Annotated in this window: 1 protein-coding gene; it reads left to right on the top strand. The window is 49.5% G+C overall.

The annotated features are described in order from the left end of the window. A partial coding sequence (locus tag R7Z50_RS31180) for a tyrosine-type recombinase/integrase (protein WP_318150238.1) occupies positions 1-513 on the top strand: 513 nt, incomplete at both ends.

The following is a 513-nucleotide window of genomic DNA, read 5'->3' as shown; positions in this document are numbered from 1 at the left end:
GAAATGACTTAATGAAGCTTCTCACTTGGATGGAGCATCATCGTTACCGCCTCGATTTCATCAGTTTGTCTGGACTTCAAGAATACCAAACGTATCTGGTGGATTTGGATTACAAGCAGACGTCACGTGCTCGTATGCTGTCAGCTATTCGCCGTTTGTTTCAGTATCTTCACCGTGAAAAAGTGCGTGCCGATGACCCTAGTGCCTTGTTGGTCAGCCCGAAATTGCCACAACGCTTACCGAAAGACATCAGTGAAGAGCAAGTGGACGCACTTTTGGACGCGCCAGATCCTAATGATCCGGTAGAACTGCGCGATAAAGCCATGCTTGAGTTGTTGTACGCGACTGGGTTGCGTGTGACAGAACTCGTCAGCCTGACGATGGAAAACATCAGTTTACGTCAGGGCGTCGTGCGTGTGACGGGTAAAGGTGGCAAGGAACGTTTGGTGCCGATGGGGGAGAATGCGATCGATTGGATTGAAACATTCATCCAGCAAGGTCGCCCTGCATTAT

Source organism: Vibrio sp. 1249-1 (assembly GCF_033340495.1).
Note: the sequence above shows the minus strand (reverse complement) of the source record. Positions and strands in the feature narration are given on the sequence as shown.